Consider the following 23309-nt stretch of genomic DNA (forward strand, 5'->3'; position numbering starts at 1 on the left):
CTCTGGACCAGGCTCGTGCCACCGGGCTGGGCGTGGAGTTCTCCTTCACCGGCTCCACGGACACGCCGGCCGAGGTCGCCGCCGCCGTGGCCATGGCCGTCAGCGAGGCGCTGTCTAACGTGCGCCGCCATTCCGGCCTGCCCCGGGCACGGGTGGACGCGCGCACCGACCCCACCGGAGTCCTGGTCACCGTGACCGACCACGGCGTGGGCTTCACCCCCGGCCGGTACCGCGCCGACCAGCTGGGCGTGCGCCGGTCGATCATCGACCCGATGGGCGACGTCGGCGGGTCCGCGACCGTGCGGTCGACGCCGGGGGGCCCGACAATCGTGACCTTGCAGTGGTCCCGTCGCTCGCCCGACGCGCCGGCGGTCGAGGTCGCCGAGCTCGAGGAGCGGCTGGCCCGCGACACGGCCGGGGCCGCCGGGCGGGGCGCCGTCGTCTGGCAGCTCGCGCTCGGGATCGTGCTCGTGATGCGGCTCTCCTACTACCAGCACCCGGGCCTCGTCGCCCTGGCCTGGGCCGCGTCCGGGGCGGCGCTGGTATGGGCGGGCCGGGCCAGCCGCCGCGGCCCGCTGCGCGGGCCGGCGGTGGCCGGGCTGACCGGGCTGTTCCTCGTCACCCAGATCGCCGCCGGGGCCCTCGGCCAGGAGGGCTCGCGGGTACCGCTCAACTGGGTGCTGGTCAGCGGGCTGGGGGTGTGCGCCTTCCTGACCGCGGCCTGCCCCGTCCGGCAGTGGCTGCCCGCCTCGGCGGCGATCGCCGCGTGCGCGGGCGGCATCGTCGCCACCAGGTACAGCGGCGGGCCCGGGATCGTTGGTTACCTCAGCGTGATGTTCTACACGCAGGCAGTCGTCCAGTCGGTTGTCGGCGCGCTCGGCCCCATGCGGCGCGGGACGGCGGCGGCCGCCGCCGAGATCGCCCGCGCCGACGCCGAGCTCGCCGCCGACCTGGTCGCCTCCGCCAAGATCACCCAGGATCGCCGGGCCCGGCTCGACCGGCTCCGTGCCGACACGCTGCCGCTGCTGGCCGCCATCGGCGACGGCCGGCTCGACCCCGCGGCCGACGAGGTGCGCGCGCGCTGCGCGTCCAGCGCGGCGGAGCTGCGCCGCGCGATGACCAGCCCCGTCGCCGGTTCGGACCTGCTCGAGGGCCTGGAGCCGGCGCTGCGCGCCGCCGAGCGACGTGGGGTGGCGGTACGGATGCAGGTCGCCGGCACCTTCGACGCCGTTCCCGGGACGGCCCGCGACGAGGTGGTCGCCGCGCTCTCGGCGGTGCTGGCCACGGTCACCCCCGCGGCCACCGCGGTCACGGTCACCCTGACCGGCACGGACGACACCGGCGAGGCGTTCGTCACCGCCGACGACCCGGCGGTGGCCGAGGCGGGCCCGCCCGTCACCCCGGCGCCGTCCGCCTGGACGCAGGTCATCGACGACAGCGGCGACGGCCAGCTCTGCGTCGAGATCCGCTGGTGCCCGCCGCAGCGGGTCGGCGGCGCCTGAGCGCGAGGCCTCTGCCGACGCGCGGCACCGGTCGTGTTCCAGCACCCAACTTCGATTACGCATCGCACTCGGAAAGTCACCTGGCGTGATTCCCGATCTCGTCGCAGACTCTGGTCGACGACGGACGCGGCCGAGGGAGGGACGTCCATGGCCCTACACGGCCGGGCGAGAGGCAGGCGCGGCGACCAGGCCGTGGAGGTGCGGCCGCACCTGGTCATCCCGGACGAGGACGGGCCCGTCCCCCGGTACCGCATGCCGCGCTCCTCGCTGTCCGCCGAGACCGCATACCAGATCGTGCGCGACGAGCTGATGCTGGACGGCAACGCCCGACTGAACCTGGCCACGTTCGTGACCACCTGGATGGACGAGCACGCCGACCGGCTGATGGCCGAGTGCGCGGCGAAAAACATGATCGACAAGGACGAGTACCCGCAGACGGCCGAGCTCGAGGCCCGGTGCGTCAACATGCTCGCCGACCTGTGGCACGCCCCCGACGCCACCGACGCCGTCGGCTGCTCGACGACCGGGTCCTCCGAGGCGTGCATGCTCGCCGGGCTGGCGATGCTACGCCGGTGGCGCTCGACCAGGGAGCCCCACGGCAGGGAACAGGGCGGCGGGCAACGCGGCACCGGTGCGCGGCCGAACATCGTCATGGGTGCCAACGTGCAGGTGTGCTGGGAGAAGTTCGCCCGTTACTGGGACGTCGAGCCCCGGCTGATGCCACTCGCGCCCGGGCGGACCCACCTCACCGCCCCGGAGGCCGTCGCCCGCTGCGACGAGAACACGATCGGGGTCGTGGCCGTCCTCGGCTCGACGTTCGACGGGACGTACGAGCCGGTGGCCGAGATCGTCGCCGCGTTGGACCAGCTGGCGGCCTCGGGCGGCCCGGACGTCCCGGTGCACGTCGACGGGGCTTCCGGCGGGTTCATCGCCCCGTTCTGCGACCCCGACCTGGTCTGGGATTTCCGGCTCGAGCGCGTGGTCTCCATCAACGCCTCCGGACACAAGTACGGGCTGGTCTATCCCGGGGTCGGCTGGGCGCTCTGGCGCGACGCCCGGCACCTTCCGGCCGAGCTCGTCTTCGACGTGGACTATCTCGGCGGCTCGATGCCCACCTTCGCGTTGAACTTCTCCCGGCCGGGAGCACAGGTCGTCGCGCAGTACTACTCTCTGCTACGACTCGGCCGGGCCGGTTACCGGCATACCGCCCGCACGTGCCGTGACAATGCGCGTTGGCTGGCGGATGAAATCGCGAAGCTCGGCCCGTTCGAGCTGATCTCGGACGGTTCGGGGATCCCGGCCTTCGCGTTCACGACGAGGGATGCGGCCGAGTTCAGCGTCTTCGAGGTCTCCGAGGCGCTGCGTGCCCGTGGCTGGCTGGTGCCCGCATACCGATTCCCGCCTGATCTGGCCGAGCTGGCGGTACTGCGGATCGTCGTGCGGGCCGAGTTCAGCCGGGATCTGGCGCATCTGCTGGTCGAGGACCTGCACCGGGTGGTCGGACGACTCTCCGGCCCCCGGTGGCGGACCGCGGCCGGGGGCGCCGATCTCGCGTCGTTCCACCACTGATCCATCCGTCGACCGATCCACCCGTCAGCCGAGTCTTCCCAAACAGAACCCCTGCGAAACCGACACGACCCGCATCTACCCGCCGGGCGAAAAACACGAGGGCACGCACGAGCCAACACCGGTCGCGCCGCCAGGCGACGCGACCGGCCGCCACCCCCGACCCACCGCGGGCGGGCCGACCCGGGCCTACCGGCCCACACCGAGCCGCATCGGCCCACAGCCGGCCACGGCGGCCGGGGCACAGCACCGGTCGCGACGACCTTGACCCGACTCGTTCGATTCCGGCAGAACTGTCGTAATCAGGACGCCGACACAACGTTCCGGCGCTCGAGAAAGGGCCGCTAGAATGGCCGATGGAATCGACTCGGAAAGACTGGAGAAATCTAGACCGAGCACAGGTGCCCACATCCGGCCTGCACCGGCCCGGCCGGGCACACCGGCCACCCGGCCCGGGCACTTCCGGGCCACCGCCGGGCCACCGCCGGGCGGGCCGCCCGGAGTCGTTCGCGTCACACATCCGACGCGCGGGAACCAGCAACGCAGGTGTTGCGACGGACACACCTTTCGGCAGGTTGTATTCATGCAAACACTTAGCGTGACGCGGCGAACCTCACCATGACGACAGCGACAGAACTAGGCATTGTTGGAGTTAAGCGAAATCGAGAAAGGTGATGCAATGCATTCTGTGACCTCCCCCACGAACGTCGCCCCGGCCAAGACCCGGTTAACCGGTGATGTCCCGCGCCAGCCCCAGCGCCGGCACCGGGACAAGGTGACCCGAGCCGACCGCACCGTCATCGCGGTCCGCGAGGCCCTGGCCCGGGCGGACCGGCCGGTGCGCGCCCGGGTCCTCGCCCTCGACCTGGGCCTGCCCCCCGCCGAGGTGACCGCCGGCCTGCGCCGCCTCCAGGATGTCGGCGCCGCGCTCTCCCACGCCCGCCGCTGGGTGGCCGTGGACGCCACCACCGCCACCGCCGCGCCGGAACCCGCTCCGGCCGATCACGAACATCCCGCCCGCGAGCTGCCGTGACGGCCGCCGCCGGAAAGCATTCCTGTATCCGCCACCCCGCGTCGGTGACGCCCCGGGTACGCGGCATGCTCTCCTGAGAGCGGATCACCGAAGCGGGTCCGCGCCACGCTCGTCGCGACCGGTCACACGACGATCCGGCGAGACTTCCGGTCAGGTCAGCAGCTCCTCCGCCCGCTGAGACGCGGGAAGCAGGACCTGATCCTGATTGGCGAGGATTGCGACGACGTATCCCCTGTCCGGATAGATGGCCAGGTCAGCCTCATAGCCCGGGGTCCCGCCGTTGTGGCCCACCACCCGGGTTCCGTTGATCCGCCTGTCCAGGAAGCCGTAGCCGTACCACGGCGGCTCGACCGGTCCGGTCCGGACTGGACCCCCTCCCGGAGCCGGAGCCGCGCCGGGACCGGAGCCGCCCGTGCCCGCATCGCCGAGGGCCGGAGCCGGCTGGGTCACCTGGACCTTCCCGGCGAGCACGATGTCGGTGAGCTCGCGGCTGAGCAGTCGGTGGCGCAGGAGAGCGTCGGCGAAGCCGACCAGGTCGGCGGCGGTCGACACCGCGCCGCCCGCGAGGCTGGCACCCTGCACCCGGTCTCCGAGATCACGCGCCTCGGTACCCGGCGGCGGCAGCTCCGCCGCCCGGAGCCGGGCCCAGAGCCAGCGGCCGCCCGTCCGGCCCGACCAGGGCGTACGGATGAGCCATCCCGCCGACATCGACGGGACGGCGTGACCGCACGACGGTGTCGCGCATGCCGGCCGGCGTGAAGACGTGCTCCCGGGTGTGGTCGGCGTACGCCTGCCCGGCGACGCGCTCGACGATCGCGCCGAGTACGACGAACCCGGCGTTGCTGTAGCTGTAGCCCGAACCCGGCACGAAACGCGGCGGCTCGCGACGGATCCGCGCCAGCAGGGCGTCGATGGTGTGGTTCTCCGTGGTGATCTCCGTGCCGTCGCCCTCGCCGTCGAAGATGTCGCCCAGGCCGGACGTGTGCGTCAGCAGGTGATGGAGCCGGACCGCCGAGGCGGTCTCGGGCGGGAACCCGTCCAGGAACTTCCCGACGGGGTCGTCGAACGACAGCATGCGCCGCCCCGCGAGCTGAGCCACGGCCACGCCGGTGAACATTTTGTTCAGCGAACCGATACAGAAGAGCGTCCGCGGAGTGTCGGCCTCTCCGGCCGCCCGGTCGGCCATGCCGTAGGCCGCCGCCAGCGTCGAGGACAGGGTCGACGGCCTCGGGCTCGGCGCGGACGACTACCTCGGAAAGCCGTTCGCGTTCTCCGAGCTGGTGGCGAGGCTGCTGGCTCTCGTCCGCCGCAGCGCCCCGGCCCACCCACCGGTGCTCCGTGTGGCCGGCGTCGTCCTCGATCCGGCGCGGCGTACCGCGGAACGCGCCGGACGGATGCTGCGCCTGACCCCGACCGAGCTCCTCACCCAGGCGGCGGTCGCGCTCGCCGTCGTCACCGTGCTCGCCGCCATACTGAGCTGGCTCGTCGCCGGACGGGTGCTACGGCCGATCAGGCTGATCTCAGCCACCGCCGTGCACGAGCTACGGCCCCCGCTCACGACAATGCGCATCGCCCCCGACGTGACGCTGGACGGCGAGCCGACGCTGCTCGAACCGTTCGTCCGCGGCGACGGTTCGCGCACCCTCGGCGACGGCGGGCTCGGGCTGGGCCTCTCCATCGTCGCCGCGGTAGCCGCCGCCCACGGCGGCACGATCGCCGTCACCCCTCGCCCTGCCGGGGGGCTGGACGTCACCGCCCGGCTGCCTCGGGGCCGCGACTCGCCCGGCCCCGAGGCAGCCGTGAGCGGGCCGGCGGTGCTGCCGTCCCGGGACGCTGCCGGCTACGAGGCCGGCGCCACCGAGATCGACTTGACGTCGAGGTAGCCCTCGATGCCCTCGCGACCCAGCTCACGGCCGATCCCGCTGGCCTTGACCCCACCGAACGGCGCGTTCGGGTCCATGCTGTACGCCTGGTTGACGCCGAAGGTCCCGCTGCGGACCCGGCGCGCGACGGCGAGGCCCCGTTCGACGTCCGAGGTCCACACCGAGCCCGAGAGGCCGTACTCGGTGTCGTCCGCGAGGCGGACGGCGTCGGCGTCGTCGGAGTAGGGCAGCACGGTCAGCACCGGCCCGAAGATCTCCTCCTGCGCGATGCGCATGCCGCTCTCGACGTCGGCGAAGACGGTCGGGCGGACGTACCAGCCCTGGTCGACCCCGGCCGGCAGGTCGCTGCCGCCGACGACCAGCCGCGCGCCCTCCTTCTGGCCCTCCTCGATGTACCCGCGCACCCGCTCCTGCTGCCGGCGGGCGACCAGCGGGCCGACCTTCGTCGCCGGGTCGGACGGGTCGCCGACCGGCAGCGCCTCGACCATCGCGGCCAGGGCGTCGACGAACTCGCCGTACCGCGCGCGCGGGACGAGGATTCTCGTCTGGGCGACGCAGGCCTGCCCGCTGTTCATCAGGCCGGCGATCTCCACGCCCGCGGCCACGGCGGCGGGGTCGGCGTCGTCGAGCACGACCGCGGCGGACTTGCCGCCGAGCTCGAGGCTGACCCGCTTGAGGTTCGACCCGCAGGACGCGGCCACCAGGCGACCGGCCGCGGTGGACCCGGTGAAGGACACCTTGTCCACACCCGGGTGCGCCACGAGGTACTCGCCGATCTCCCGGTCACCGGGCAGCACGCTGACGACGCCCTGCGGCAGCCCGGCCTCGGCGAGGCTCTCGGCCAGCGCGTAGGCGTCGAGAGGCGTCTCCGGCGACGGCTTCAGGACGACCGAGCACCCGGCGAGCAGAGCCGGCACCAGCTTCCCGATGGTCAGGAACAGTGGCATGTTCCACGGGACGATGGCGGCGACGACCCCGATCGGCTCCTTGCGCAGCAGAACGTCCTGCCCGTAGAAGCCCTTGCGCGGCTCCTCCCACGCCAGGTTCTCCGCGATGTCGGCGAACGCGCCCATCATCAGCAGCGGCAGCGTCACATGCGACAGCTTGGCGAACGAGATCGGCGCGCCCATCTCGGCGCTGATCAGCTCGGAGAGCTCCTTGCGCCGCGGCTTGAGCAGCGCGCCCAGCCGCCGGATGACCGCGACCCGCTCGGCCGGGTCGAGGCGCGGCCACGGCCCCTCGTCGAACGCGGTACGGGCAGCGGCCACCGCCCGGTCCACATCCTCGGTGCCGGGCGCGGCGACGCGAGCGATGACCTGCTCGCTGTGCGGCGAGACCACCTCGATCGTGCGCGTGCCGCTGGGCGCGACCCATTCGCCCCCGATGAACAGACGATCTTGTTCCTGCATGAGTCCCTCCGGACACGGCCCGCGACGATGTGACGATCAGCTGTGGTCTGACAGATTCAGGCATGGTGACGAACCCCGGGCCGGCGGGCCGGAATTCCCGCACGACGGAGCACCGCGCCGCCCGGCGCACCGCGCCGCCCGGCGCACCACGGCACCCGGCGCACCACGGCACCCGGCGCACCACGGCACCCGGGTGGCCGGGGCAGCCGACGCACCTCGCCGGCCGGCGAGCGGTTGGGACGACCGTGCGCGGCCCGCGGCGACTCCCGCGGGCGATCGAACTCACGAGCCGGGGCCGCCGCGGTCGACGGCACAGGTGCGGGCCCGAGCCCCGCGGCCGTCGACAGTTGCGGTCGTCATACGACAACACTAACGTTGGCACCTAAATCGAACAACCGGATCCGCCACGCCCCAGGGGCGGGAATGTGATCCACTCGGCGCATATTTCAGCCGTGCCCGCCCGGCCACGCGAGCATGACTGATCATCATCCCCGGTCCCGCTCGACACCGACCCGAAGATCGAACTCAGCGTAGCGCCAAGAACACCGGCCGCGAATACACCGGGGCGGGAGCCGGCACGCACGAACGCCGGCTTCCCGGTACTTCACCCGCGTCACGGAACCCTTCACCAGGCGCTGCCACCACTGCCCCACGGGCACCCGACCCGAATAGGAGAACTCCGCCCGCCGGCGGCGGGCGTGAAATCCGGCGGCCAGCCGGAACAGCGACCTTTCCACGTCGAGTTCGGCAACACAGTCCAGAAAAACACCAGACGCCACCGGCGCGGAGTTCACGCGGTGACTCCAGGCCTTTCCCCGGAATATCTCAGACCGTTCCTCCGGCCGGACCGGCCGGCCCTGGGCCGGTTGCCGGGAAGACACCGACGGCGGCTGCGGGGCGATTGGCGGCACTCCGTGTACAGCGCACGGCTGACATCGAATTCACGGACATAGGAGGCAGTTATGCCCGGCAAAGCGGAAGAACCGAACGTCACCCGGCCGCGCGCCCGCCGCTCGGAACTGGCGACCCCGGCCAGCAGTGAGCGGATGTGTGAGAAGGCCGCCGGTTCCGGAGCGGACCTCGTCTTCCTCGACCTGGAGGACGCGTGCGCGCCGTCAGCCAAGGAGGCCGCCCGCGGCATCGCCGTCGCCGCGCTCACCGACCTGGACTGGGGACACACCGTCCGCGCCGTCCGGGTGAACGGCCTGGACACACCCTGGTGCCACGACGACATCATCGAGGTCGTCACCGGGGCGGGTGCGTCGCTCGACGTGCTCATCGTTCCCAAGGCCCGCTCGGCGCGTGACGTCTGGTGGGTCGACGTGTTGCTGACCCAGCTCGAGACGAAGCTCGGACTGACCCGGCGGATCGGGCTGGAAGTACTGATCGAGGAGGCGGAGGGCCTGTCCAACGCCGCCGAGATCGCCCGGTCCAGCAGCCGGCTGGAGGCGATAATCTTCGGCGCCGGCGACCTCTCGGCGTCGCTGCGCGCCCGGGTGGACGGCAACTTCGACCCCGTCGGGGAGTACCCGGGCGACTTCTGGCACTTCGCGCGTGTCCAGGTGCTGTCGGCGGCGCGCGGGGCGGGCATCGACGCGATCGACGCGCCGTACCCCGCCTACAAGGACGTCGACGGGTACCGCCGGTCGGCCACCCACGCGAGCCTGCTCGGCTTCGACGGGAAGTGGGCCATCCACCCGGCTCAGGTGCCCATCGCCAACGAGGTGTTCGCGCCGACCGAGCAGGAGGTGGCCGAGGCGCACGAGGCGATGAAGATCTACCGCGAGTCCGAGGCGGAGGGGGTCGGCGCGATCGGCCGCGACGGCCGGCTCGTCGACGCCGCCCACATGCGTCTCGCCGAGAACGTCCTGCACAAGGCCGCCCTCGCCGGCGGAACCGCCCCGGCGAACTGAGCCGCCCCGCCCAGCTGAGCCGCCTCTGGCGGCGGGCTACCTCACCGACGGTCGGCGCCGCCCTCACCCACGGTCGGCGCCGCCCTCACCCACGGTCGGCGCCGCCCTCACCCACGGTCGGCGCCGCCCTCACCGGTGGGTGGGGCGGCTGCCCCGTCCGCACGGAAACGTGCATGCCGAAAACCGCGCGGGGGTTTTACCGGAGTTACCCCGCGCGGTTGACCGGACATCACCGGCCTCTTCCCTCATGCCGCCCGGCTATTCGAGCGGCATCTTTACCTCCGCGACATGATGTGTAGACTGACGGCCATGGGTGAGCGTTTATCAGATTCCATTCCGGCGCGACGCCTCGAGGGGAAGGTCGCGGTGGTCACCGGTGCGGGTTCCGGCATAGGCCGGGCCGCCGCCCTGCTGTTCGCGCGCGAGGGAGCGAGGGTGGTCTGCGCCGACCTCAGCGGCCGGGAGAAGGAAACCTCGACCATCATCGGTGAAGGCGCCGTTCCGGTACATGTCGACGTCACATCATCGGCCGATGTGCAGAATATGATCGACACCGCCGTGCAGGAGTTCGGGCGGCTCGACGTGCTGTTCAACAACGCCGGCGGCGGCGGCCCACGCAAACCGATCACCGAGTTCGACGAGGAGACCTTCGACAAGCTGATCGCGGTCAACCTCAAGGGCGTTTTCCTCGGAATGAAGTACGGAATCGCCGCCATGCTGCGCGGCGACGGCGGTTCAGTCATCAACACCGCCTCGGCCGCCGGTCTCGTCGGCTGGAAGGACCAGGCCATATATTCGGCGGCAAAAGGCGGGGTCGTCCAGATGACCAAGTCCGCGGCGCTGGACTTCGCCGAGTCCGGCGTTCGGGTCAACGCCATCTGCCCGGGCATGACGTGGACGGGTCTGGCGCACGCGGCCGACGACTCCGAGCCCCCCGTCGCCAACCTGCCCCAGCCGATGCGGCGCTGGGGCCGGCCGCAGGAGCTGGCGGCGGCCGCGCTGTTCCTCGCCAGTGACGAGTCCTCGTTCGTCACCGGCACCGCCATCCCGGTGGACGGCGGGTACGTGGCCCGTTGAGTCGCGGGCCGGCGGACGGGTCGCCGCGGCGCCGGTGACGGGTCACCCGTCCCACCGCGACCCCGTCCGCCGGCCCGCGGCCATCTCCTAACGCCCGCTCAGCCGCGCGGCGACGGGAGCGAAGCTTTCGATCTCCGACTGCTGGACGGTGATGTAGTTCATCCCGAACGCCTCGCGGCGTTCCTGGAGGCGCTCGGCGACCTCGTCCGGGGAGCCCACCAGCATGTTCGGATGGTTCGGCAGGCTCACCGGGTCGACCCGCATCGCCGCCGCGACCCGGGCGACGGCCGCGTCGGCCTCCTCGGCGTCCTTGGTGATCCGGGTGAAGAACGGCGAGGTCTCGATGTCGATGCCGGCGAAGCGCTCACCAGCCGCGTCGCGGACGTAGCCCAAGCGGCGCGCCGCCTCCTCGGCGGGCGTCAGGCCGTCCTCGTTCACCGCCGCGAACGGCACGGTGGAGATGCTCACGATGTCGGCCTCCCGCCCGGCGAGGGAGAGGACCCGGCGACGGCCGCCGCCGATCATGATCGGCGGGTGCGGCTGCTGCACCGGGCGCGGCAGGCCGGCGTAACCGGTGACGTTGACGAACTCCCCGTGCTGATTGAGGTCCTGCCCGGACCAGTGGGCCCTGAGCAGCGCGATCACCTCGGTCAGCTTCTTGATCCGCTGGCCCGGCGTCTCGTAGGGGACGCCCATCGCCCGGTACTCGGGCTCGCTCCAGCCCGCGCCGATCCCTAATTCGAGGCGGCCGTCGGAGAGCAGGTCGATCGTCGCCGTCTCCTTCGCCAACACGGCGGGCACGTGGTAGTCGACGCAGAAGACCCGGCAGCCCACCCGCAGCGTCTCGGTGACCGCCGCGGCCGTGGCCATCGCCGCGATGGGTGCCAGGTACTGCGGTGGCCACCTTGCTTCCTTCTGCGCCGGCCCGTGCCCCAGGTAGTGATCAGCCAGGAAGAGCGTCGAGTACCCGAGATCCTCGACCCGGCGGGCGAGGTCACGCCACTCGGACCCGGACTTGGCCTTCGTGGCCTGGACAGCGAAGCGGAACGGCCGCAAGGTTGACATCGACGGAGAATAACATGCGCGTCCTACTATAGGACGACCTTAGATATATGGTAACGTCACTTCCGCGAGGGAAGATCGACGTTCTCCCGGCCGCGCCGAAGGGACATGGGGATGGTCAAGCGGACGAGGTTCAAGGAGTACGAGGACCGGTACGCCAACTACCGGTTCCAGTTAGACGAGGACGGCATCCTGCTCATGCAGTGCCACACCAACGGCGGCAGCCTGGTGTGGGACTGGAAGTCCCACGACGACATGGCCGACGCGTTCGCCGACGTCGCGGGCGACCGCGAGATCAAGGTGCTGATCCACACCGGCACCGGCGAGAACTACAACGCCAACTGGGGCAACCTCCCCAACGGCGAGCCCCCGGAGAAGCCCGAGTACCGGCTGATGCCGGGCGACCGCGGGCTACGCAAGCTCGACGAGAAGGCCTGGTACAACCGCAACCTGATCAACAACGTCCTCGACGTCGGCGTCCCCATGATCAGCGCGGTCAACGGCCCCTGCAACATCCACTCCGAGGTCCCGCTGATGGGCGACATCGTGCTGGCCTCCGAGGACGCCTACTTCCAGGACGTGTCGCACTTCCCCCGCGGCCAGGTCCCCGGCGACGGACAGCACGTCATCTGGCCGTTCCTCGTCGGCCACAACCGCGCCCGCTACCTGCTGCTCACCGGGAAGAAGCTCGGCGCCCAGGAGGCGCTCTCGTGGGGCGCCGTCGCCGAGGTGCTTCCGAAGGACCAGCTCCTCGACCGTGCCTGGGAGCTCGCGCGGGAGCTGGTGCGCAAGCCACCGCTCGTGCTGCGCTACACCCGCGACCTGTTCACCCAGAACCTCAAGCGGGCCTTCCTGAACGAGCTCGGCCACGGCCTGGGCCGCGAGACCTACGCCCAGCGGGAGTTCTTCCCGTTCGGCGGCGGCATGGAGCCACTGGACAGACCGTGGGACGCACAGCCCTGGTCGGATTAAGAATCGACCTCGACGTCGAATCGCCGACCACCGGAGGCTGACAGCATGCACGCACTCCAGGGAGTCCGGGTCCTTGACCTGGGCACCTACCTCGCGGGGCCGTTCTGCGCCACAGTGCTCGGCGAGTTCGGGGCCGACATCATCAAGGTCGAACGGCCTGGCACCGGAGACAACCTTCGCCGCTTCGGCACCGACACGGACTGTGGCGACACCCTGGTCTGGCTCAGCGAGAGCCGCAACAAGCGGTCGGTGACCCTCAACCTCGGCGATCCCCGTGGCCTCGAGATCCTCCGGGAGCTCATCGCCACCGCCGACATCGTGATCGAGAACTTCCGCCCCGGCGTCCTCGAACGCTGGGGGCTCGGCCCCGAGGTGATCCAGGAGCTGAACCCGCGCGCGATCCTGCTGCGGGTCTCCGCCTACGGCCAGTCGGGGCCCAACCGGGACCTCCCCGGCTTCGCCCGGATCGCCCACGCCTTCTCCGGGCTCGCCTACCTGGCCGGCGAGCCGGGCGGGACACCCGTCACCCCGGGCTCGACCTCGCTGGCCGACTACATGACGGGGCTGTACGGCGTCATCGGCGTGCTGATGGCCCTGCGCGCCCGGGAGAGCACCGGGAAGGGCCAGGTCGTCGACCTGGCCCTGTACGAGACGATCTTCCGTGCGCTCGACGAGATCGCGCCCGCCTACCAGCAGTTCGGCTTCGTCCGCGAGCGGATGGGCGCGGACACCGTCAACGTGCTCCCGCACAGCCACTACCGGACCAAGGACGACCGCTGGATCGCGATCGCCTGCTCGAACGACGACATGTTCGCCCGGCTGGCCCGGGCCATGGAACGCCCCGAGCTGGCCGACGAGGACGAACTGGGCCCGAAGGCGAAACGCCTGGCCGCCCGGGACCTGGTCAACGAGCTGGTCGGCGGGTGGGTCGGATCGCTGCCGTGCGACGAGGTGCTGGCCCGGTGCAAGCAGGCCCAGGTTCCGGCGGGCCAGCTCTACTCCATCGCCGACATCTTCGACGATCCGCAGTACAAGCACCGCGAGACCATTACCGTCGAGGAATCCCGGATCGGCCCGCTGGCAGTGCCTGGAGTGATCCCGGCACTCTCCGAAACCCCGGGTGAGATCCGCTGGTTGGGGCCGGAACTCGGCGCGCACACCGACGACGTCCTCACCGAACTACTGAACCGCACCCCGGAGGACATCGCGCGGCTGCGCGCCGACGGAGTGATCTGAAACCAAGAGTGATCTGACACCAGACGTCGAAGCCCCGGCCCAGCGTGAGCTCGCCGGCGGTGGGAACGAAACCATCCTGCGAGAGGGGTTGAAGCCGATGGCCATCCAGGAAAAACTTGCGACCGGCAGAGGCAAGTACACACCGGGGTACCCGAACCTCGACACCGGGCCCGTCGACTACGAGGACTCGATCTCCGAGGAGTTCTTCCAGGCCGAGCGCGAGGCGATCTTCAAGCGGACCTGGTTGAAGGTCGGCCGGATGGAGCAGCTGCCCCGCAACGGGACGTTCTTCACCCGCGAGTTCGTGGGCCTCGGGTCGATCGTGATCACCCGGCACACCGACGGCGAGGTGTACGCGCTGCACAACATCTGCGCGCACCGCGGCAACAAGGTCGTCTGGCAGGAGCACCCGACCAACGAGACCCAGGGCAGCGCCCGGCAGTTCTCCTGCAAGTACCACGGCTGGCGCTACGGCCTCGACGGCAAGTGCACGTACGTCACCAAGCGGAACGAGTTCTTCGAGTCGCTGCCCGACGACGAGCTCGCCATGCCGCAGCTGCGCTGCGAGGTCTTCGCCGGGTTCATCTTCGTGAACTTCAGCCAGGACGCCCCGCCGCTGCGCCAGTTCCTCGGTGAGAAGCTGGCCACCGAGCTGGAGAGCTGGCCGTTCGAGAAGTTCACCAACCACTGGTCGTTCCGGACCAAGGTCAAGGGCAACTGGAAGATCGGCATCGACGCGCTGCTGGAGTGGTACCACCCGGCGTACGTCCACGGGCGGTTCCTCAACACCAACGTGGCCGAGGCGGAGAAGCTCGTCCCGCCGATGGACTCCTACCACTACGACCTGTTCACCCCGCACATGCTGACCTCGGTGCCCGGCCCGCCGCTGCTGAAGAAGAAGGAGGGCTCGGTCGGCCCGGCCAAGCGGGACATGAACTGGGCCTACCGGCTGTTCCGCGCCGGCCTGTTCGGCCCGGACGACGTCCGCGAGGACCTCGGCCACCTCACACCGGACCGCAACCCCGGCAACGTCCGGTCCTGGAGCAACGACCAGTACTGGCTGTTCCCGAACCTGTCGGTCCAGCTCTGGGGCCGCGGGTACTACATCACCTACCAGTACATCCCGGAGACGGTGGGCACCCACGCCTACGAGGTCGATATCTACTTCCCCGAGCCGAAGACCGCCTCCGAGCGGCTGGCCCAGGAGCTGGTCGTCGACAGCACCATCGAGTTCGCGATGCAGGACACGAACACGGTCGAGGCGACCTGGTCGCAGCTCAACAACCGCGCGCTGCAGACGTTCCACCTGTCCGACATGGAGCTGATGATCCGTCAGTTCCACAAGGTCGTCCGGGACGCCGTCGCGGCGCACCAGGCCGGCAGCGAGAAGTAGAGGAACCCCTCGACATGACCACCACTGTGGACACATCCCTGCCCGAGCGGTTCCGCGCCCTCGAGCCGTGGGTCGCCGACTGGGACCTGGCGACGCGGGTCGAGCGCTACGAGAAGCGGCTGTCGAAGACCATCGACGAGCTGCAGGACTTCTACGACGCGATCGCGCCGCTCGCCGAGGAGGCCATCGCCTACCTCGACACCCGCGATGTGAACGCCCTGTCCGACGAGGACACCCGGCTGCTGCGCCTGCTCTACTCGATGATCATGGTGTCGTACCCGGTGAACATCTTCAAGCAGCCCCGGATCCCGGACTCCGGCGCGGCTTTCTTCGACACCGCCGTCGAACCGGCCCTCTGAGAAGGCGACCTGCCATGGGTACCACCACCAGGAAGATCACTGAGAACACCGGCACGGAGTTCCGCGGGCTGAAGGGTACGCAGCTCGTCGACAAGGGCGTCGCCGACGACGCCCTGGCCGCGCTGGAGGAGACCGGGGTCGTCGTCTTCAGCGAGGCTGACATCGACGACGAGGACCTGGTCGCCTTCGCCCGGCTGCTGGGCAACGTCCTGCCGCTCCCGATGGGCGGCCACAAGCTCAAGGAGATCCAGCGGATCACCCGCGACGCGTCGGCGAGCAAGCTGGCGGCGTACCGCGAGGCCACGTTCCACTGGCACATCGACGGGACCACCGGCGAGGTGCCGGACAAGGCCACGCTACTCACGGCACGGCAGATCTCGGGCGACCCGGAGGGCGACACCGAGTTCGCCAACACCTACGCCGCGTACAAGGCGCTGTCCGACGAGGAGAAGGCGCAGCTGGAGGGCGTGCGGGCCCTGCACAGCTTCACCGCCTCCCAGCTCGTCGCCATTCCCAACCCCTCACCCGAGGAGCGGGCCGCCTGGGATCGCAACCCGACCCGGGAACAGCCGATCGTGTGGACCCGCGGCAACGGCCGCAAGTCGCTGCTGGTCGGCTCCACCGCGGGCGAGGTCGTCGGTCTGCCCGCGGACGAGGGGCGGGCGCTGCTCGACCGCCTGCTGGCCTGGGCCACCCAGCCGCAGTTCGTCCTGCGGCACCACTGGACCCAGGGCGACCTCGTCATCTGGGACAACACCGGGATGCTGCACCGGGCCCTCCCCTACGGACCGTCATCGTCCAGGCTGATGCACCGCGCATCGCTGGCCGGTGAGGAAGCGGTCGCGTAATTCTGTTCGTACGGGGTTCGCGCCCGTGGGCCGCTGACGAGGCGGTTCACGGGCGCTCGCGCCGTCGACCGATCACCAGCGACGCAGCTACCCACAGGGAGGTTCGGCAACGTGACCGAACGGAAGACGGCCGTAGTAACCGGCGGAGGATCAGGCATCGGGCGCGCGATCAGCCTGCGCCTGGCCAAGGACGGCTTCGCCACCGCCGTGCTCGACATCAACACCGAAAGCGCCGAGCAGGTGGCCAAGGAAGCTCGCGAACTGGGGTACGAGGCCGCCGCCTTCGGCGGCGTCGACGTCTCCGACCGGGCGCAGGTGGACGCGGCCATCGACCGCATCCGCGAGACGTTCGGCCCCGTCCTCGTGCTCGTGAACAACGCCGGTCTCACCGGCACCCTGGGTTTCCAGAAGATCACGGACGAGCTCTGGGACCGGATGATCGCCGTCAACCTCAGCGGCCCGTTCTACCTGACCCAGGCCGTCCTCCCGGACATGATCAGCGCCCACTGGGGCCGGATCGTCAACATCTCGTCGTCGAGCGCGCACTCGGGCCAGCAGTACATGGTCCACTACGTGTCGACGAAGGCCGGCCTCATCGGCTTCACCAAGTCGCTGGCCCTGGAGTACGGCCCCAAGGGCATCACGGTCAACACGATCCCGCCGGGCTTCGTCGACACCCCGATGCTGCGCGACGTCGAGGCGAAGGGCTTCATCGGCGGCACGATCGCCGACCACGCCGAGCGCACCCCGGTGCGGCGCCCCGGCAAGCCCGAGGACATCGCCGCCGCCGCCTCGTTCCTCATCTCCGAGGAGGCCGGGTACATCACCGGTCAGATCATCGGCGTCAACGGCGGCCGCAACACCTGATCCTTGCGCCGGCCGCGGGCTGACCACCGCGGCCTGCTCGTCCACTTGTCGCGGACGGAGGGAGCCGACCCGGTTCCCGTCCGCCCGCGGACAAGTGAGCGCGGCGCCCGCTCGGCGGCCGCCTGACGGCGCGCCCCGCGGGCGGCTCAGTCCTCGATGAGGCTGTCCAGGGCCTTCGGCTCGAACGTGTAGTGACAGCGCCACTCGACGATCTTCCCCTCGTCGTCGACCCGGATCGAGTCGGCGCCCGTGCGCACCTGGCCGTCGGAGAAGTGGCAGGAGTACACGAAGATGACGGTCTGCGTGCTGACGTAGGCGGCGTCGACCGAATAGCGGATGTCCGGTACCCGGCGCATCGAGTCCGCGATGTACTCCCGGAACGGCGCGTAGCCCTCGATCGTCACCTTGCGCGGGTCACCGGTCAGCCGCGGCACAAAAGGCGAGCTGAAAACGACGTCCTGGGCGACGGCCCCCATCACCACATCCACGTCGTACCCGTTGAATCCGTCCTCCCAGTGCCGCCGTAAAGCCGTCACTATCCCGTCGTCGAGCATCCGGACTCCCCTTCGTCGTGCGTCCGCGGCATGCCGCGCTCAGGCTGCGGCACGCCGCCGGTGAAATGACGCCCGCGGCGGGCGCCGGAAAAACCGCCGAACGGCGCGGCGAGCCCAGGGGGCCCACCGCGTTCGTCAGCGGTCTCGGTAGTGCTCCTCGTTCTGTCGCTGGCCGTCCTGTCGCTGGCCGTCCTAGGCGGGGACGCCGATGCCCATGAGCTGGGCGAGGTTGCCACCCATGATCTTGCGGACGAGCTCCTCCGGCAGGTGCGACAGCTCGTCGATGTAACTCACCGGGTTGGCCAGGCCCTCCGGGTGCGGGTAGTCCGAGCCGAACAGCACGTGGTCCTCACCGAGGAGCTGCGCCAGCTCGCCGAGGTCCTCCTCCCAGAACGGGCTCACGTAGATGTTCCGCTTCACCACGTCGACCGGGTTCTCCAGGAAGTCGTGCGGCATCTTCTTGTAGAGGTTCTTCATGGACTTGAGCAGCGGCTCGACCCAGCTCATCCCGTTCTCGACGATGGCGATCTTCAGCTGCGGGAAGCGGGAGAGCGCACCGTGGCACACCAGCGCCGAGACGGCGTCCTCGACCGGGCGCCAGGCCTGCAGCATGCGGAAGGTGTTCGGCTGGAAGGGGAGCATCTCGATGCTCGCGCCCATCCACTCGCTCGTGTAGCGGGCGTAGCCGCTGTCCGAGGAGTGCAGCGCGACCAGGATGCCGGCCTCCTGCACCCGCGCCCAGAACGGGTCGAACTCGGGGAGGCCGAACGAACGCGGACCACGGAGCCCGGGCACCGGCGCCGGCCGGATCAGCACGACCTTGGCGCCCCGCTCAAGCACCCAGTCGAGCTCCTCGATCGCCTTGTCGACGAACGGAAGGCTGATCACCGGAGTCGTGAAAATCCGGTCCAGCCCCTCGTAGTTGAACTGCCAGGTCTCGTACAGCCACTCGTTGAGCGAGTGGATGACCGCGTGGATCAGGTCCGGGTCGTCCCGCATCCGCTCCTCGATGAGGCTGGCCAGCGTCGGGAACACCAGGGTGCGGTCGAGGCCCTGCTCGTCCATCTTCGCCAGCCGGGCGGCGGGCTCGCGCCAGGCGTCGATGCACTTCACCGGCTTGCCGAAGATCTCCCGGTAGGACAGCCCGTCGGGGTTCCCCTTCCGGTAGTAGTCCTCCTGCGCGCCGGGCCGGGCCACGACCTCGAACGTGGGGTTCGGGATGTACTCGCTCACCTGGCCCCGGACCATGATCTTCGTGCGCCCGTTGAGCTCGACGTAGTCGACCGCCCCCTTGTACCGGGCGGGCAGGTACTTCGTCAGCGCCTCCTTCGTCTCATACAGATGGTTGTCCGCGTCGAACACCGAGATACCGGCGTGAGCCACGGGCCCTCCCTTGCTTGTCTGCGATGGACGTCCCTATCCTCCCTACACTTCGGTGGTCCGCGACGCCAGCAGATCGCGACGGCGGACCGAGCAGCGTCGGGAGCGCCACCGCGCAAGGTGACGGTAGGGTCAGATGCTGGGAAACCGCGGCACTCTCGCCACGTCGATCTCCGCACCGAGCCGAAGGCAGGTCGCAGATGGATGCCCTCCCGACGGCACCCGAACCCCTCGGTATCGAGGCCGGGGCGCTTGACCGCTGGTTCGGTGAACATGTGGCGGGCGCGGTGCCACCGCTGCGCTACGACCGGGTCGCCGGCGGCCACTCGTGCCTCACCTACCTCGTCGGCGACGCCGGTCACCAGCGGTACGTGCTGCGCCGGCCGCCGGTCGGCGCGCTGCTCGCGACCGCCCACGACGTCACCCGCGAGGCGCGGATCCTGGCCGCGCTCGCCGGCTCCGGCGTGCCGGTGCCGCGCGTACTCGGCGTCTGCGACGACCCGGAGGTGACCGGCGCGCCCTTCTACGTGATGGCCTACGTGGACGGGCTCGTGCTGCGCACCGCGGCCGACTCCGAGGCCCTCCTCCCCTCCCCGCAGGCCCGCCGCCGCGCCGGGTACGCGCTCGTCGACACCCTCGCCGCGCTGCACGCCGTCGACGTCGACACGGTCGGTCTCGGCGCCCTGTCCCGGCGGGACGGCTTCCTCGACCGGCAGCTCAGGCGCTGGTCGGCGCAGTGGGCGGCCTGCGAGCTCGGGGACATGGGTGGCATGGCCGCGCTGCACGACTGGCTCGTCGCCCACCGGCCCGCCGAGTCCACCGCGCGCCTCGTGCACGGCGACTTCCGGCTCGGCAACGCGCTCCTCGGCCCCGACGGGGACGTCCTGGCCCTGCTGGACTGGGAGCTGTGCACCCTGGGCGACCCGCTCGCCGACGTCGCCTACCTGCTGCGCACCTGGTCGACGCCGGACGCGCGGGCGAGCCAGGAGCGGCTGCCGTCCGCGCTGCCAGGGTTCCCCACGACGGACGAGCTGGCCGCCCGCTACGCGCGGCAGTCCGGCCGCTCGATCGCGGAGCTCGACTACTGGATGGCGTTCACCGCCTGGCGGGCCGCTGCCATCCTGGCCGGCGTGTACCGGCGCTACCTCGACGGGAAGATGGGCACACCGCCCGACGATCTACCCACGTTCGCGACCGAGGTCGAGGCACGCGTCCGGCAGGGCGTGTCCTTCACTCGGAGGGCCTAGCCTGCCGAGCGGCGTGGCCCACCAGGTGCCGTCGCCGCTCGGTCAGGCGCGTCGTCACAGCTCGGCGGCCTCGTGTTCGAGGCGGTCGGCGAAGGCGGCGAAGGCCTGTTCCCGCAGGGTGGGCAGGTGACCGGACGGGAAGAGCGTCTCGACCGGGGTGTACTGCCGGAGCACCTGACGCGCCAGCGTGACCTTGTGGACCTCGGTGGGGCCGTCGGCGATGCCGAGCGCCTCCGCGGTCACCATCATGCTCACGAACGGCATCTCGTTGGACACCCCGAGCGACCCGTGGATGCGCAGGGCCCGCTGGGCGACGTCGTGCAGGACGCGGGGCAGCATCACCTTGACCGCGGAGATGTCCTTGCGGACCTTCCGGTAGTCCTTGTGCTTGTCGATGAGCCAGGCGGTGCGCAGCACCAGCAGCCGGAAGCACTCGATGTCGATCCAGCTGTCGGCGACCTTTTCCTGGGTCATCTGCAGCGACGCGAGCGGCCCCGTCCGGGTCTGGCGGGAGACGGCCCGCTCGCAGAGCAGGTCGAAGGCGTGACGGGCCAGGGCGACCGTCCGCATCGCGTGGTGCACCCGCCCGCCGCCCAGCCGGGTCTGCGCGATCGCGAACGCGTCGCCCTCCCCGCCGAGCAGGTGATCGGCCGGCACCCGGACGTCGGTGTAGCGGACATAGCCGTGGTCATGCCGGACGCCCCCCAACGAGCCCTGTTCCGGGGGCTCGGTGGCGACGCCGGGGTTGCGCACGATCGTGATCCCGGGCGTCTCGGCCGGCACGATGAACATCGACATGCCCTTGTAGGCGTCCACGTCGGGGTTCGAGACGGCCATGACGATGAAGAAGCTGGCGTGCCGGGCGTTCGTCGAGAACCATTTCTCGCCGTTGATCACCCAGTCGCCGCCGTCGCGCACGGCGCGGACGGTGAACAGGGTCGGGTCGGCACCGCCGCGCGGCTCGGTCATCGAGTAGCAGGACGCGATGTCGCCCTCGAGCAGCGGCTCCAGATACCTGGCCTTCTGCTCCGGCGTGCCGAAGTGGGCGAGGATCTCGGCGTTCCCCGAGTCGGGGGCCTGGCAGCCGAAGATCGACGGCGCCCACCGGGAGCGGCCCAGGATCTCGTTGAGGAGGGCGAGCCGCACCTGGCCGTAGCCCTGACCGCCCAGTTCGGGCCCGAGATGGCAGGCCCACAGGCCGCGTGCCTTCACCTCCTCCTTGAGCGGCCGGACGATCGCCTGCGCCCGGGAGTCCCGCTTGTCGAACGGGTTGTCGAGGACGAAGTCCAGCGGTTCGACGACGTCCCGGACGAAGGTGTCGACCCAGTCGAGCTGCTCCTGGTAGGCCGGGTCGGTCTCGAACTCCCACACAGTCGGTCTCGCTCTCGTTCCAGGGCCGCACCCGCGCGGCGCGGGTCGGCATCGATGACGGCCGGACTCCGTGAAGGCCGGACTCCGTGAAGCGACGATCTCCGCATACGATCAGAGGCGGTACGATCAAGAAAAATCGACATTGCCATGGATTCAACATTCATCCACTGCGTTCGCGCGAAAACCTTCATCCCCGACGACACACTGGACAAGCACACCCGACCCGTCGGGTCAAGACTCCGATATGACCGTACCCGGCATTCTGCCCGGTCATTGGTTGATTCACCCCCAACGAGAATGTAGTTTGCAGGGGTTGGAAACGAGGAGATGCGATCCCCGGGCGCCACGGCGGTGGCCGCGGCGCCCGGCAGCACATCGTCGAGGGTCACGCACCGGGGCCGGCCACCGACAACATCGCTACCCGGATCATCGATTGGACGTATGACGTGTACGACATGCCGGAGGAGATCGAGGTCCGCGCGGACGGGCCGCTGAGGATCATCACGCTGAACCGGCCCGACGATCTCAACGCGGTCAACCATCCCCTGCACGTCGGGCTGGCGAAGCTCTGGCCGCAGCTGAACGAGGACCGCTCGGCGCGGGCTGCCGTGCTCACCGGGGCCGGCCGGGCGTTCTCCGCGGGCGGCGACTTCGCCTACCTCAACGAGCTGTTCAAGGACAAGGAGCTGCGCGCCCTGTCCATCGCGCACGGGCGCGAGATCGTCCTCGGCATGGTTCGCTGCCGGATTCCCGTGGTCGCCGCGGTGAACGGCCCGGCCGTCGGTCTCGGTTGCAGCCTGGTCGCACTGAGCGACATCGTCTACATGGCGGAGAAGGCCTTCCTCGCGGACCCGCACATCCAGGTCGGCCTGGTGGCCGCCGACGGCGGGCCGCTGACCTGGCCCCTGCACACCAGCATGCACCTGGCCAAGGAGTACGCGTTCACCAGCGCGCGCATCTCCGCCGAGCGGGCCATTCAGATGGGGCTGGCCAACCACATCGCCGCTGATCCGGTGGCCGAGGCGCTGGCGTGCGCGAAGCGCATCGCCGAGCTTCCGCAGCAGGCGGTGGAGACCACCAAGCGGCTGCTCAACCTGCACGTCGAGCGCGCCGTGATCGCCTCGCTCGACTTCGCGACAACCGCGGAGGAGGCGTCGTTCCAGACCGATGACTTCGCCTCCATCGTCGAGCGGCTCTCCGCGAAGCAGAAGCAGAAGAGCTGAGGGGACGGCGGTCCCGGGCGGCACGCCCAGACCGCCCCGGCTTCTCCGAAACCGGTCGGCCAGGACCCGGGCGCTCGAAGCGCCCGGGTCCTTCTGATTTCCACGGAAATCCGCGTGGTTCCGCTCCTCGAGAGATTCTCGAGAGTTTCGGTTCCGACAGGATTCTTTCCCTGGCTCACCATTCACTGCTACCGCGGGTGGTCACCCGGTCGTCGTCATCGAAAAATCGGCACCGGGTCCTGGCCGCTCCTGGCTCCTCGCTCCTTCCGGATTCCGGTCTCGGGCTCCAGCTTCGGTTCTCAGGTCAGCGTCAGAGGTTGACCAGGCGTGGGGCGTGGTTGTTCTGGCGGATGTGGGCGCCGGCCTGGCGGGTGAGGTCGCGGGTGCTGCCGAGGAGGCCGTCGAGGGTGAGGG

At 70.4% G+C, this 23309-nt stretch carries 20 protein-coding genes and 3 pseudogenes; 15 read left to right on the forward strand and 8 right to left on the reverse strand.

The genetic code is table 11. The features are described from left to right. The 3 genes and pseudogenes from FMEAI12_RS07880 to FMEAI12_RS07890 all read left to right on the forward strand — a co-directional run. Window positions 1-1502, forward strand: a pseudogene (locus FMEAI12_RS07880) (ATP-binding protein); the annotation flags it as partial. A 147-nt stretch (window positions 1503-1649) separates the two neighbouring features. Further along, window positions 1650-3071 (forward strand): glutamate decarboxylase, encoded by a 1422-nt coding sequence (locus FMEAI12_RS07885; RefSeq protein WP_112105514.1) that lies wholly within the window; start codon window positions 1650-1652, stop codon window positions 3069-3071. Between the two features lie 676 nt (window positions 3072-3747). After that, complete coding sequence (locus tag FMEAI12_RS07890; RefSeq protein ID WP_112105515.1) at window positions 3748-4101, forward strand: hypothetical protein; 354 nt, start codon at window positions 3748-3750, stop codon at window positions 4099-4101. A 150-nt stretch (window positions 4102-4251) separates the two neighbouring features. Here the strand turns inward: FMEAI12_RS07890 and FMEAI12_RS07895 are convergent, their stop codons facing one another. Together FMEAI12_RS07895 and FMEAI12_RS07900 are read right to left on the reverse strand one after the other, a co-directional pair. Further along, window positions 4252-4683 (reverse strand): serine hydrolase, encoded by a 432-nt coding sequence (locus FMEAI12_RS07895; RefSeq protein ID WP_160144244.1) that lies wholly within the window; start codon window positions 4681-4683, stop codon window positions 4252-4254. Window positions 4684-4696: 13 nt separating this feature from the next. Then, the gene (locus FMEAI12_RS07900) at window positions 4697-5287 is read right to left on the reverse strand and encodes a serine hydrolase (RefSeq protein ID WP_112105517.1); all 591 of its coding nucleotides are present in this window, start codon (window positions 5285-5287) and stop codon (window positions 4697-4699) included. Window positions 5288-5294: 7 nt separating this feature from the next. On the opposite strand from FMEAI12_RS07900, the pseudogene FMEAI12_RS39780 reads away from it, so the two are divergent. After that, window positions 5295-5519: pseudogene (locus FMEAI12_RS39780) on the forward strand (response regulator transcription factor); the annotation flags it as partial. A gap of 144 nt (window positions 5520-5663) precedes the next feature. Continuing rightward, window positions 5664-5984: an ATP-binding protein gene (locus FMEAI12_RS39785; protein WP_306769322.1), complete on the forward strand. Its 321-nt coding sequence runs from the start codon at window positions 5664-5666 to the stop codon at window positions 5982-5984. Here the strand turns inward: FMEAI12_RS39785 and FMEAI12_RS07910 are convergent. Continuing rightward, complete coding sequence (locus FMEAI12_RS07910; protein WP_112105518.1) at window positions 5942-7393, reverse strand: aldehyde dehydrogenase; 1452 nt, start codon at window positions 7391-7393, stop codon at window positions 5942-5944. The two genes, FMEAI12_RS39785 and FMEAI12_RS07910, sit on opposite strands and share 43 nt — an antisense overlap. Before the next feature lie 962 nt (window positions 7394-8355). Between FMEAI12_RS07910 and FMEAI12_RS07915 the strand changes: the two genes are divergently transcribed. After that, on the forward strand, window positions 8356-9306 hold the full coding sequence (locus tag FMEAI12_RS07915) for a CoA ester lyase (protein ID WP_112105519.1): 951 nt from the start codon (window positions 8356-8358) through the stop codon (window positions 9304-9306). 309 nt (window positions 9307-9615) lie between these two features. Next, entirely contained in the window at window positions 9616-10383 is a 768-nt protein-coding gene (locus tag FMEAI12_RS07920) for an SDR family NAD(P)-dependent oxidoreductase (RefSeq protein ID WP_049795834.1), read from the forward strand. 87 nt (window positions 10384-10470) lie between these two features. Here the strand turns inward: FMEAI12_RS07920 and FMEAI12_RS07925 are convergent, their stop codons facing one another. After that, window positions 10471-11448: a TIGR03621 family F420-dependent LLM class oxidoreductase gene (locus tag FMEAI12_RS07925; RefSeq protein WP_112105520.1), complete on the reverse strand. Its 978-nt coding sequence runs from the start codon at window positions 11446-11448 to the stop codon at window positions 10471-10473. A 111-nt stretch (window positions 11449-11559) separates the two neighbouring features. Here FMEAI12_RS07925 and FMEAI12_RS07930 point away from each other — a divergent pair, with 111 nt between their 5' ends. The 6 genes from FMEAI12_RS07930 to FMEAI12_RS07955 all read left to right on the forward strand — a co-directional run bounded on the left by FMEAI12_RS07930 (window position 11560) and on the right by FMEAI12_RS07955 (window position 17120). Continuing rightward, entirely contained in the window at window positions 11560-12417 is an 858-nt protein-coding gene (locus FMEAI12_RS07930; protein WP_112105527.1) for an enoyl-CoA hydratase/isomerase family protein, read from the forward strand. A gap of 45 nt (window positions 12418-12462) precedes the next feature. Continuing rightward, window positions 12463-13653: a CaiB/BaiF CoA-transferase family protein gene (locus tag FMEAI12_RS07935; protein WP_112105521.1), complete on the forward strand. Its 1191-nt coding sequence runs from the start codon at window positions 12463-12465 to the stop codon at window positions 13651-13653. A 97-nt stretch (window positions 13654-13750) separates the two neighbouring features. Next, entirely contained in the window at window positions 13751-15046 is a 1296-nt protein-coding gene (locus FMEAI12_RS07940) for an aromatic ring-hydroxylating dioxygenase subunit alpha (protein ID WP_112105522.1), read from the forward strand. Between the two features lie 14 nt (window positions 15047-15060). Then, window positions 15061-15405 carry a hypothetical protein gene (locus FMEAI12_RS07945; protein WP_112105523.1) on the forward strand — a complete coding sequence of 115 codons (345 nt, stop codon included), beginning with the start codon at window positions 15061-15063 and terminating at the stop codon, window positions 15403-15405. Between the two features lie 14 nt (window positions 15406-15419). Further along, on the forward strand, window positions 15420-16253 hold the full coding sequence (locus FMEAI12_RS07950) for a TauD/TfdA family dioxygenase (protein WP_112105524.1): 834 nt from the start codon (window positions 15420-15422) through the stop codon (window positions 16251-16253). 111 nt (window positions 16254-16364) lie between these two features. After that, on the forward strand, window positions 16365-17120 hold the full coding sequence (locus FMEAI12_RS07955) for an SDR family NAD(P)-dependent oxidoreductase (protein WP_071067085.1): 756 nt from the start codon (window positions 16365-16367) through the stop codon (window positions 17118-17120). Between the two features lie 146 nt (window positions 17121-17266). Here FMEAI12_RS07955 and FMEAI12_RS07960 read toward each other — a convergent pair whose 3' ends face one another. Together FMEAI12_RS07960 and FMEAI12_RS07965 are read right to left on the reverse strand one after the other, a co-directional pair. Further along, window positions 17267-17674, reverse strand: coding sequence for a nuclear transport factor 2 family protein (locus tag FMEAI12_RS07960; protein WP_071067084.1), 408 nt, complete (start codon window positions 17672-17674; stop codon window positions 17267-17269). Window positions 17675-17866: 192 nt separating this feature from the next. Next, complete coding sequence (locus tag FMEAI12_RS07965; RefSeq protein WP_112105525.1) at window positions 17867-19057, reverse strand: amidohydrolase family protein; 1191 nt, start codon at window positions 19055-19057, stop codon at window positions 17867-17869. 197 nt (window positions 19058-19254) lie between these two features. On the opposite strand from FMEAI12_RS07965, the gene FMEAI12_RS07970 reads away from it, so the two are divergent. Then, window positions 19255-20301 (forward strand): phosphotransferase family protein, encoded by a 1047-nt coding sequence (locus FMEAI12_RS07970; RefSeq protein WP_071067082.1) that lies wholly within the window; start codon window positions 19255-19257, stop codon window positions 20299-20301. A gap of 54 nt (window positions 20302-20355) precedes the next feature. On the opposite strand, the gene FMEAI12_RS07975 is transcribed toward FMEAI12_RS07970, so the two are convergent. Continuing rightward, window positions 20356-21672, reverse strand: coding sequence for an acyl-CoA dehydrogenase family protein (locus FMEAI12_RS07975; RefSeq protein WP_020464321.1), 1317 nt, complete (start codon window positions 21670-21672; stop codon window positions 20356-20358). Between the two features lie 446 nt (window positions 21673-22118). Between FMEAI12_RS07975 and FMEAI12_RS07980 the strand changes: the two genes are divergently transcribed. Continuing rightward, window positions 22119-22895, forward strand: a complete 777-nt coding sequence (locus FMEAI12_RS07980) for an enoyl-CoA hydratase/isomerase family protein (protein ID WP_112105526.1) — start codon at window positions 22119-22121, stop codon at window positions 22893-22895. A gap of 310 nt (window positions 22896-23205) precedes the next feature. On the opposite strand, the pseudogene FMEAI12_RS39790 reads toward FMEAI12_RS07980, so the two are convergent. Further along, window positions 23206-23309 (reverse strand): annotated as a pseudogene (locus FMEAI12_RS39790) (acyl-CoA dehydrogenase); the annotation flags it as partial.

The organism is Parafrankia sp. Ea1.12 (assembly GCF_900465275.1).
Lineage (GTDB): Bacteria > Actinomycetota > Actinomycetes > Frankiales > Frankiaceae > Parafrankia > Parafrankia soli.

Excerpts from the sequence above, each read along its gene's own strand:
- FMEAI12_RS07885 (WP_112105514.1), top strand. The coding sequence starts at position 1,650 with ATGGCCCTACACGGCCGGGCGAGAGGCAGGCGCGGCGACCAGGCCGTG.
- FMEAI12_RS07890 (WP_112105515.1), top strand. The coding sequence starts at position 3,748 with ATGCATTCTGTGACCTCCCCCACGAACGTCGCCCCGGCCAAGACCCGG.
- FMEAI12_RS07900 (WP_112105517.1), bottom strand. The coding sequence starts at position 5,287 with ATGGCCGACCGGGCGGCCGGAGAGGCCGACACTCCGCGGACGCTCTTC.
- FMEAI12_RS39785 (WP_306769322.1), top strand. The coding sequence starts at position 5,664 with ATGCGCATCGCCCCCGACGTGACGCTGGACGGCGAGCCGACGCTGCTC.
- FMEAI12_RS07910 (WP_112105518.1), bottom strand. The coding sequence starts at position 7,393 with ATGCAGGAACAAGATCGTCTGTTCATCGGGGGCGAATGGGTCGCGCCC.
- FMEAI12_RS07915 (WP_112105519.1), top strand. The coding sequence starts at position 8,356 with ATGCCCGGCAAAGCGGAAGAACCGAACGTCACCCGGCCGCGCGCCCGC.
- FMEAI12_RS07920 (WP_049795834.1), top strand. The coding sequence starts at position 9,616 with ATGGGTGAGCGTTTATCAGATTCCATTCCGGCGCGACGCCTCGAGGGG.
- FMEAI12_RS07925 (WP_112105520.1), bottom strand. The coding sequence starts at position 11,448 with ATGTCAACCTTGCGGCCGTTCCGCTTCGCTGTCCAGGCCACGAAGGCC.
- FMEAI12_RS07930 (WP_112105527.1), top strand. The coding sequence starts at position 11,560 with ATGGTCAAGCGGACGAGGTTCAAGGAGTACGAGGACCGGTACGCCAAC.
- FMEAI12_RS07935 (WP_112105521.1), top strand. The coding sequence starts at position 12,463 with ATGCACGCACTCCAGGGAGTCCGGGTCCTTGACCTGGGCACCTACCTC.
- FMEAI12_RS07940 (WP_112105522.1), top strand. The coding sequence starts at position 13,751 with ATGGCCATCCAGGAAAAACTTGCGACCGGCAGAGGCAAGTACACACCG.
- FMEAI12_RS07945 (WP_112105523.1), top strand. The coding sequence starts at position 15,061 with ATGACCACCACTGTGGACACATCCCTGCCCGAGCGGTTCCGCGCCCTC.
- FMEAI12_RS07950 (WP_112105524.1), top strand. The coding sequence starts at position 15,420 with ATGGGTACCACCACCAGGAAGATCACTGAGAACACCGGCACGGAGTTC.
- FMEAI12_RS07960 (WP_071067084.1), bottom strand. The coding sequence starts at position 17,674 with ATGCTCGACGACGGGATAGTGACGGCTTTACGGCGGCACTGGGAGGAC.
- FMEAI12_RS07970 (WP_071067082.1), top strand. The coding sequence starts at position 19,255 with ATGGATGCCCTCCCGACGGCACCCGAACCCCTCGGTATCGAGGCCGGG.